The organism is Moorena sp. SIO4A1 (genome assembly GCF_010672065.1).
Taxonomy (GTDB): Bacteria; Cyanobacteriota; Cyanobacteriia; order Cyanobacteriales; family Coleofasciculaceae; genus Moorena.
The window spans coordinates 1-1,059 of record NZ_JAAHHX010001033.1 but is presented as its reverse complement, the minus strand read 5'-3'; the positions used below and the strand labels follow the sequence as shown (position 1 = coordinate 1,059).

Genomic DNA, 1,059 nt, shown 5'->3' with positions numbered 1-1,059 from the left:
CGTACTTAAAATAGAAGAACAACTGAATAATATAGAGACCCAAATTACTACCCTAAATTCAGAAATTTCTCAGAGTAAGCGTCAGATTGACTCCTTGCAGCTTCAGTTAAAGCAACGAGTCTTAGAGGCACCGGTCAGTGGAATGGTATTTCAGTTACCGATTCAAAGACCTGGTGCTGTAGTGCAGCAGGGAACTATGGTAGCAGAAATTGCCCCAGAGGATTCATCATTAATTATTCGAGCCCAGATGGCAACCACTGAAAGTGGTTCTTTAAAGAAAGGAATGCCAGTTAAATTGAAATTTGATGCCTATCCGTTTCAAGAGTATGGGGTGATAGCAGGAGAATTAGTGGAAATTTCTCCAACTACCTCTGAGGTGGAAACACGAAATGGAAAGGTAGCAGCATACAACATAGAAATTGCGTTAAATCAAGATTGTCTTCCCACAGGTAAGGAGTGTATTGGGTTGCGTCCTGGAGATACAGCGACTGCTGAGGTGATTGTACGCCAGCGTCGGATTATTGATTTTATTCTCGATCCGTTTAAGAAGTTGCAGCAAGGAGGTTTGAAATTATAGGTAATTTCCGGGTAAGCATTCAGCCGTCAGCTATCAGCTAATGAGTCCCAGCGTCGAAGCCTGTGCCACGCTACTTGAGGTGCTTTTAGCTAATGCGCTACGCGCACGCTACTTGAGGTGCTATCAGCGGTCAGCGATTAGCGCTACAGATGGTGCTACTTGAGGTGCTTTTGAATAAAACAGGTAACCATTTGTTTAATCTGAGTGAAGTCACAGCGCTTGTGGCCTGTGCCACAAAGCTGACGGCTGACGGCTGACCGCTGACCGCTGATAGCTGAATGCTTACATTTCCGGGATGTGATATCAGTCACTTCAGGGCTTTCTTAATTAGTACACTTATTAATACTTTGAGGTACTTTGAGCTTCAAGGCGGCAGCCCCGCGCTGTACCCGATAGGGTCAGCGTCGGGAAGGATAGCCTGGTGATGGAGTGAAACGGAGTCACCAATTAAAAGTTTTGAGGAATAGGGAAACAAGCTATCA

3 protein-coding genes are annotated in these 1,059 nt (G+C 45.0%); 2 read left to right on the top strand and 1 reads right to left on the bottom strand.

Annotation, left to right across the window (positions count from 1 at the left end; all coding sequences use genetic code 11):
• Nucleotides 1-577: HlyD family efflux transporter periplasmic adaptor subunit (locus F6K53_RS45045; protein WP_293087645.1), on the top strand; the 577-nt coding region annotated here is incomplete at its 5' end.
• Between the two features lie 40 nt (nucleotides 578-617).
• The gene (locus F6K53_RS45040; protein WP_293087642.1) at nucleotides 618-740 is read left to right on the top strand and encodes a hypothetical protein; all 123 of its coding nucleotides are present in this window, start codon (nucleotides 618-620) and stop codon (nucleotides 738-740) included.
• On the opposite strand, the gene F6K53_RS45035 is transcribed toward F6K53_RS45040, so the two are convergent.
• Nucleotides 733-888 (bottom strand): hypothetical protein, encoded by a 156-nt coding sequence (locus tag F6K53_RS45035; RefSeq protein WP_293087639.1) that lies wholly within the window; start codon nucleotides 886-888, stop codon nucleotides 733-735. The two genes, F6K53_RS45040 and F6K53_RS45035, sit on opposite strands and share 8 nt — an antisense overlap.
• Nucleotides 889-1,059 lie beyond the last annotated feature (171 nt).